This is a genomic window from Acetobacterium malicum subsp. dehalogenans DSM 11527, from assembly GCF_000472665.1.
In the GTDB taxonomy this organism is placed as follows: Bacteria; Bacillota; Clostridia; order Eubacteriales; family Eubacteriaceae; genus Acetobacterium; species Acetobacterium malicum.
In genome coordinates this window covers 1-8,467 of the sequence record NZ_AXAC01000063.1, presented here as the reverse complement: position 1 = coordinate 8,467, position 8,467 = coordinate 1, and the positions used below count along the sequence as shown (strand labels likewise).

5 protein-coding genes are annotated in these 8,467 nt (G+C 33.6%); 3 read left to right on the top strand and 2 right to left on the bottom strand.

Features of this window, described 5'->3' with window-relative positions; all coding sequences use genetic code 11:
- Nucleotides 1–1,406: 1,406 nt before the first annotated feature.
- The 3 genes from A3KS_RS0116820 (at nt 1,407) to A3KS_RS0116810 (ending at nt 7,347) form a co-directional block, all read left to right on the top strand.
- Complete coding sequence (locus tag A3KS_RS0116820) at nt 1,407–4,589, top strand: ATP-binding protein (protein ID WP_026395891.1); 3,183 nt, start codon at nt 1,407–1,409, stop codon at nt 4,587–4,589.
- Nucleotides 4,590–5,003: 414 nt separating this feature from the next.
- Nucleotides 5,004–7,046: a metallophosphoesterase family protein gene (locus A3KS_RS0116815; protein WP_026395890.1), complete on the top strand. Its 2,043-nt coding sequence runs from the start codon at nt 5,004–5,006 to the stop codon at nt 7,044–7,046.
- Nucleotides 7,036–7,347: a hypothetical protein gene (locus tag A3KS_RS0116810; RefSeq protein WP_026395889.1), complete on the top strand. Its 312-nt coding sequence runs from the start codon at nt 7,036–7,038 to the stop codon at nt 7,345–7,347. The genes A3KS_RS0116815 and A3KS_RS0116810 overlap by 11 nt, the downstream gene beginning before the upstream one ends.
- A 189-nt stretch (nt 7,348–7,536) precedes the next feature.
- Here A3KS_RS0116810 and A3KS_RS24315 read toward each other — a convergent pair whose 3' ends face one another.
- Nucleotides 7,537–7,656 carry an integrase core domain-containing protein gene (locus A3KS_RS24315; RefSeq protein ID WP_423219253.1) on the bottom strand — a complete coding sequence of 40 codons (120 nt, stop codon included), beginning with the start codon at nt 7,654–7,656 and terminating at the stop codon, nt 7,537–7,539.
- Between the two features lie 425 nt (nt 7,657–8,081).
- The gene (locus tag A3KS_RS21740; protein ID WP_051355960.1) at nt 8,082–8,294 is read right to left on the bottom strand and encodes a DUF3788 family protein; all 213 of its coding nucleotides are present in this window, start codon (nt 8,292–8,294) and stop codon (nt 8,082–8,084) included.
- Nucleotides 8,295–8,467: the final 173 nt, after the last annotated feature.

The window sequence follows — 8,467 nt, the reverse complement described above, 5'->3', positions numbered from 1 at the left end:
GGTCAGATTCACTCCCAGCTGGAAATATTTTTTTCTGAGCGCCTGGATTAATCGCCAATAATCACATCAGGGCATTCCGGAGTTAGATCCAGACTTGCTTTTTATTGACATGCAATCAATTCGGATTATAATACAGGTAAGGGGCAAGAGTCATTTTAATGCCCTTGCCCCTTAATTAAATTCTCTATTCTATATCAATTTTCGCAAATACACAAAACTTGAAACGCTCCCCTATTTCCTTAATTAATTAACCACTACTGGCTCTAAAACTTTGACCCCGGTCTAATGTTTTGACCCCTTAGAGAATCAATAAGGAGGCAACAAGATTATGCCAGATTGACTACAAATGGCTTTGTAATAGGGTTCTATGAGATTTTATTAATGATGGTTTTATGCCATTTTTTAGCATCACAATAATTCTAATCCCTCTCTCACCGCCATAACTAAACAAATAAAAACCCCTAGAAACAGCCGTTTCCAGGGGTTTTGTTTCGCCTGAAATATAGATTGACCCTTTATTGGATATTAATCCCCTTCTTTCCTAATGAGTAAATATTATTCATTTAATTCCCTTTTAAAAACCTTCTTGGTTAGAGGGTTTCATCTATTCCAAATAATTGTTTTGTGTATCTTCTTACATTCTCTGCTTTTTCATCTTCTATTCCATCAAGACACGTCCAAATACCAAGCTGCCCATATAGATAGTACGATGCAAGTGCAGTTGTGTTATCTTCTTTCAACTCACCGTTTTTCTTTTTTTATCTAAACGTTTTGTGACAATTGGAACTAAATGGTTTATTAATGCCAATTGCATCTGCAAATGAAATTGAGAATTTCCATTAAAAAAGTTGAAATAAGAATCATCCGACGATTTACACTTTGACCTTGGCTGCATTGTATCAATTAACAGTGTTATTGATTGGTTGTTATCCCCCAGCAGTTCCATGAACACCTTAATTTCACATAATGTTCGAGTGCTGCTTGATAGATTTCTTCTATTGGTTTGAAATATCGGTAGCACAACCTTGAGATACATTGATATTTTTTGTTATATCAAGCATGGAGATTTGCTCATATCATTTTTGGCTAAAGATCCGGATAACTGCACCCAATATTTCTTGCCGTCTTGTTTCTGGGTCTTTTATTACACGTTGCATATTATCACTTAACACAAGAACAGTACTCTTGATCAACTAAATCCATGAATAATATTTACTTATGTGCGACTCCACAATATACGAACAATGCAAAATTGAAAAAGGTTACCTTGGAAGAAGCCATCATGTTATAATAATCGTATGTATATACAAAGGTAATATTGTTGATATAACACACTACACTTTGCGAGCAAAGTTGTGTGCCCTACGGGGCAATTTCATTGATTGATTATAGGAGGCGTTCAGAAGATGCTCGAATACGATATTGAAGATATTCTAGGTCGCTTGCCCTCTGAGTGCGACTACCTAGACTATAAAATCACTCCTTATACGCTGTCTAAAGATTCTGGGAAAGGTGAATACATAAAAGATGTTTTGGCTATGCTTAATTCACAAATGGGAATTGATAAAGACAAATATATTATTTTCGGAGTTTCTGACAATAAGAATCTTATAGGCATCGAAGATAAAACTATGGCTGATGATGCCGTTTTTCAGTCACTAGTGAGTCATATTAGACCGAGACCATATATTCGAACAGGAACATATTCATATCAAAATAAAACATTTGGCTACATAAAAATATTTAGTAGTAACACAGATTATACATATGAAGTCGCTAAGGATATTTATTATATCAAAAACAATCAGAAGCCGACCGGAATTACAGTAGGACAAGCTTTTGCTCGCTTTGGTTCATCAACCCAAATATTGACCGTAGAGCAGCGAAAAAAATTAGAGTCTTCTGTGTCAAATGCACTTACATTACCTTCTCAACGTGTACTTGATGGTACATCCTTTTCTGCGAATGGGGTTCCAATGCTATTGTCTATGGCATTTATTGGTTCATGGAAGGATTCCTCAAAGGAAGATCAGAATATTATAAGCATTTTTAATGGTGAGAAATACAACTTATGGATTGCCAAAGCACGGACGCTAGTATCCCAATATCCTGATAATATTAAGCATTCTGATGGCGTTTGGATTATAAAAAAGCGCGAAGATATCGTACTTAAATATTCGAATGATCTTTTTGATTATCATGTAGATTTATTCGTTAAATGTGTACTGGAAACGCTTAATACAATCAATCCTAAATATCACTTGCCATCTGAAAAGCGTATGTATTCAGGTATTTATAATGATAAGACAACCTGTTCGGAATTGTTAAAAAAGGGACTTTCAGAATCATTAGCTGTACTCAAATTTAATCATGAAGCATTTACAAACTGTACATTTGGCAAAATCAATATAGAATGCAAAAAAGTAGTACGTCAATTGCTATGTCATAATGATTGGAAAGTTTTTCAAAGTATTGGTTGGAATCTGTCATTTTTAGCTCAAGCTGCTCCAGAAGAGTTTATTGAAGCATTAGAGAGTAACATGAGCGCTGTGGAGCAATTATTGTCTGAGCAAGAAAAATCTATTTTTATGCAACAATACGGCTCAGAACTCTTCTGTGCATTATATACAATTGCATGGGATAAGACATATGCAGGATCTGCATGTTTACTTTTAGCGAAAATTGGTGCATTCGATAACAGAGCGATCTCAACAATAATTGAAATCTTATTACCATGGCATCCGCAGACAACTAGTTCTGTTGAAACGCGTATCGCAATTGTAGAAGAAGCCGTACCATTTTTGGGACATAAGGGGTGGCAACTAATAAAAGGATTGCTGCCAAGGCAGACTTCTACATCAGTGGAGCATGAAAAACCTAAATATCTGCTTAAAGATATTGTAGTTAAAAATGTAACATATGATGAATTGTTCTTTGTTTATGAAGCTTATTTGAAAATAGGCCTAACAATTATTACTGACAATAGTGAGCTTATTGAGTTGCTAGACGATGTAACTCCCAATATGCGTGCGAGAATAATTAGACATTTAAGTGATTTTGCGAAAGATGTTTATGACGACCATACGCGTGCGATTTATTGGAATAAATTGCTTGACTTGATTACAAGACACAGAAAATATAGTACCAGTGAATGGGCTCTTTCAGAGTCAATTTTGCAGGAAATAGCAATTTTAGCTGATGAGTTTAAGCCGGATAGCTTAGCATTACAAAATAGCCGTCTATTCTGTAACAGAGAATATTATCTGTATGAATCTGATGATTTTGAAAACTCCCGAGAAAAATTACATCAAAAGAGATTGGATAGCATTACACAAATAATGGGGATTTATGGTTTCTCTGGAATTGTGGAGCTTGCAGATAATTCAGAGCGTTCCGAACTTGTGGGGCGTTTGTTCGCAATAATCAGTAATGATGAGACTGCAAATGAAGAACAACTTATTAATATGTTAATTAGTGAGAAAAGTAGTCGTTCTAATTTTTCAACTGGATATATTCAGAATAGATATTTCGAACAAGGTAATGAATGGTTAAAAAATTGCAAACTAGAAGGCTGGACTCCTTTACAAAAAGCAAAATTTTATGCACTACTGAATCCAAGCCATGAATTATGGATACATATTAAAAATAAATTGGCAGATGATTATTTATTATATTGGAAAGAGTTCTCGGGATGGGGCATTTCAAAAGAAGATACCGATGAAGCAATTAATATGTTTGAAGAAAGTAATAATTTGAATCCTGCAATTGAAATCTTGTACCGTTCTATTGAAGATGGAGCTGAACCATCAACAGAATTAGTGTTTCGTATATTAGAAAACCTAAAAACAGATTCTGCCGAATTGATAACATACTATATTGAAGAATTGATTAGTTGGTTACAGAAGAAAGAAACTAACCCCGAAAGACAATTTTGGTTAGAGTTTCGCTATTTTAATTTGTTAGAAGAAAAGGCAACATCTATTTTTAACTCTATTTCAACTAATCCTAATGTCTTTATGCAGCTTATTCGGTGGCTTTACAAAAGAGATGATAAAAAATCAGATGACACCGAAACACCCGAGGGATATAGTGAAAAATTCGCAAAACATGCGTGGACTATACTAAATGAATGGAGAGTAATGCCAGGATTGCAGCACGATGGTCGTTTTGACAAAAATGAAATGGATGTATGGATTGATGCCGTCGTAACTATGAGTTCCGATTGTGGTAGATATGAAGTAGCTATGACACATCTAGGTCATGTGTCATATTATGCTCCAAAAAACGAACAAGATGATTATTTTATTAATGTGGATGTTGCTAGAATGTTGGATGCGGATGGTGCAGAAGCACAAAGATTGGGTTATTGTACTGAAGTGTTTAATTCGCGTGGCGTCCATTTTATTGACCCTACTGGTGAGGAAGAGTTCAAACTAGAAGCGTTGTGGACAAGCAGAGCGGAGGAATCAGACAAGCGAGGATTATTTCGATTTTCTCAAACATTGCGAAAAATTGCAGAATCTTTTCGGCAAGAGGCAAAATCCAATATAGCAGAAAAAGTCAGACGCGATCAGTTTTATTCAGACTAAATTACAATCCCAGTCTACACACGCCATTTTGAATGTGTATTCGTTTCTTCCTGTTCCTCTCCGCCATTTGAAAATTGTGTAATACAGCCGTTATATGGCTGTTTTTTTGTTCGCAAGGCATGTTGCCGAGCTTATGGTCTGAAAGAATATCAGTTATCTGGCTAATTAGGAAGACAAGCTGTAAACAAGGGCATTTCCGGTTACAGAAAGGTCAGAAGGAAGCTGATGGTGGTTATTGGTGAGTATTCCGACGATTCAGAGCCAGAGGCTCTATTTCACGAGATTGGGTGGCTCCGCCACCTCGTAATATCCACTTATAAATGAAAATAATACGATTTTTTTATAAAATATCTGAATCGAAATTTTATTTTATGTGGTAAAATGATATTAAATATTTATTGAATTGGAGTGCAGATGAATAATATTGCAGTTTTACATTTGTCAGATTTACACATTGATGATAAATCAACTAGATATTCGAAAATATTAAAGAAATTAATAGGCGATATTAAAGATCAAATTAAAATTTTACCAGATAAAAGTATGGTAATTGTTGTAACTGGTGATATTATACATCAAGGGAATGCGGAAGCATCAAAGAGAGCTACGTTGTTCTTTAAAGATTTATATGAAGTTGTAAAGCAAAAAGTTTGTGCAATATATCTCGTTCCTGGTAACCATGATAAAAAGAGGACTACAGAAAATGAATTTCTTATTCCTGCCTATAGGATGATGAATTCTAAAATAGCCAATATTAAAAAAGAATCTAAGTTTGATGATGTGTTTTATGATTCGTTTTGGAAATATCAAGAGGAATCATATGGAGCTGAAAAAGGTTCCGGATATTTGGAGTTTTCGAAAGAAATTTATAAAATATTCGGAAAAGATATAGAACTTGAAGATAAATACAATTATATACGAGATACCTTTGGCGTTGATGTAGTTGAAATTTTAGGTAAAAAATATTGTTTTGTTATGTTTAATACTGCATGGAGTTGTGTAGATGACGAAGATAATCGCAATTTAATCTTTGGTAAATTTCAAATGGAAAGTATTAAAAAACAATTTGCTATGTTAGTTGATGAACACGGAGAGGATAATATCGAACTGACTATCACAATGGGGCATCATCCATTGAATGCACTATTCGGAGAAGAAGAAGATTCTGTTTTTTCAGAAATGATTTCATTTGAACAATTCAATGCAAATGCATATCTATGTGGACATACCCATGATAGAACAGTCATTAATTGGGGAAATAATAGACATTCAATTAATACATTTATGACTGGAATTGGTTGGCCAGAAGGTAATAGCCATCATATTGGGGCTCATACATATTCAATATATGTATTTAACTTAAGTATTAATTCTATTGACATATATGTAAGAAGTACTGATGATGGAGGCGAATTTAATCCTGATTTCAGAATGTATACTAAGGATACAAATAGAAAGGATAAAAAGATTATTTATCCTATAAATGCTCAAAAGACACAAACGTATATACACTTGGGGGCTGTATCAGATCATTCTTCCAAGGCCTATTATATTTCAGATGAATTTATGAAGTATTTAAAAGAATATGTTTTAGGAATTGGAAAACTTAGACAATTCATGGGGATGGCGATTGAGGCGGATAAGAGCAATTTATATGAGAGCGTTGAGTATGAAGAAGATGACATTGAGTATGAAGAAGATGACGTTGAGTATGAAAGTAGCAAAGTAAAATATAAATATGTTTACGAACTACAGGAGTATACGACTGAGTATATAATGTATAATTACTTTTTTGGAGATGTATTAGTGGAGGAAGAGGTAACGGAAAATGATGAAGTTAATAAAGTAATAGAGGGGTTTTTTAAGGATAACAGCAAACTAATTTTTGATATGTTTTTAGGTTATCTCCAAAAATTATGCCAAAAGTTAGAACGTATTTTTTTATTCGATAAAACGGATGAAGGTGATATAGTTCGTGTGCATTTCAGATATTTAGCGGATAGAAGTTCTCTTACTTACGTTAAATTATGTGAATCATTTTCAGAAGAAACAGATATAACGGAACATAGCTTATCTGAATTTAAATATGGGGATTTAATTGAGGAAGCTCATAAATCAAATAAAGTCTTATTGTATTCTGCAAATAGGGATTCATGTAAAAATGAGTTGAAGAAAAAATGGAAAAATTTTCTAACATGTATTCCAATGTTTAAAGGGAATATTTTCAAGAAAAACTATGGTGATGATAATGTAAAAGAGTATCCTTTTATAACATTTGGTATTACTACAAATGTTGATAAATATGATAAATTGTTATATTGTATGGATTATTTATCAATAGGAAAAATGCTTGAAGAAATGATTGATGTATATGTTAGAATTTTTAAAATTGACATTAATAAATTTTGTATTTATATAAAAGATGAAATAAAAAAGGAGAATGAAAATGAGCAATAGATACTGTAGCCCCAATACATTACTTTTAGAGGATTTTAATATAAAAGAAATTTGTGAAAATTTTCCTGAGAAAAAAATTGGAGTAAGTGTGAGTCAAGTATATATTATGATTGCTAAATTAAGCAATAGTCCAAAGAGAAATGAGGATTTTAGAATATTGGTTAATGCTTTAAATAAATATAGTGAGTTAGAGTGTTATGATGAACCTAAATATATAGCTATGGACATTACAGATGTTAAAAAGTGCTTTAGAAATCAATTAAGCAAATTGCCCAAAAAAGCATTTATGTTAATTGATTAAGGTTGAGTGATAAAATAATCGAAGAGATAGTGGTTGCTAATGATTTCTTAGAAGCTTGTTCTAGTCAAGCAAAATTGTAATACCGAAAGCTAGTTTGAATGCCTCATTTCGAATGGTGTTTTACCGTCATTATATGAATGCGGATGACGGTAATTATACCAGTCAAAGATGTATTCATAAATACCTGATTCAAATCTTCTCGGTTTCAAACGAATACTGATAAACGAATTCTGTTTTCATCGTATTGTAAAAACGCTCCATTGGAGCATTATCATATGGATTTCCAGCCCTGCTCATGCTTTGAGTAATGTCATTTTCAGCACAAAAGGCAATGAATTATCTTGATGTATACTGTGATCCATTTTTGCGAAAAATTATTGACACTACCCAACCAAAAGTATTTTTGGAAATTGGCGGCAATGAAAATGAGGTGAATATCTGCTCTTTTTTGACCCTTACCGTGACCCTTACTACGAATTATTTAGATTTTACATAATTATACTAAAATGGAAAGAGATCCCTATTTTATGCTATTTTTGGGAAAATTATTATATACGATTTTATTGGATTTTATGGGTTGATGATAATTCGAATCCCTCTCTCCGCCATTTAATTAAATGAAAAAATGTTATGATGCAGCCGTTTGTGGCTGTTTTTTTATATCTTTTTTAGCATTACCCTTTAATTGACCCTTTAGCAATTGTCCGCCCATCAGGATAGAATAATAAAGCCCATCACTTGGGTTGGACCCGGATTTGAATCAGGTTTTTCACGTCTTCGAGAATCCGTTCAGAGGTAACGGGAATCATTAGCCAGCGACCGCCGGCAGCAAAGGGTGTCTTGGCAAACAAGGCCTGAATTTCCGGGCTGGCCTGGAGAATGTAGGCTTCCGCTTCATTGAGTTCCTTGTTTCCGATCACAACCAGGGCAATGAAATAACCATCCATGGGATAGAGTGTTTATTGTAAAATAAAAATGTAGAAAGTTGCAAAGCAAAAATCCATAGTATTGCAAGTTGGAAAATGCATAATATTGCAAAATCCATTGCGGGCAAAAATCAAATCAATTATCCTTGTATCTGACCAAAGAACAAGGAGGAAATGGAGAATGCTCACAATGG

Excerpts from the sequence above, each read along its gene's own strand:
- A3KS_RS0116820 (WP_026395891.1), top strand. The coding sequence starts at position 1,407 with ATGCTCGAATACGATATTGAAGATATTCTAGGTCGCTTGCCCTCTGAG.
- A3KS_RS0116815 (WP_026395890.1), top strand. The coding sequence starts at position 5,004 with ATGAATAATATTGCAGTTTTACATTTGTCAGATTTACACATTGATGAT.
- A3KS_RS0116810 (WP_026395889.1), top strand. The coding sequence starts at position 7,036 with ATGAGCAATAGATACTGTAGCCCCAATACATTACTTTTAGAGGATTTT.
- A3KS_RS21740 (WP_051355960.1), bottom strand. The coding sequence starts at position 8,294 with ATGGATGGTTATTTCATTGCCCTGGTTGTGATCGGAAACAAGGAACTC.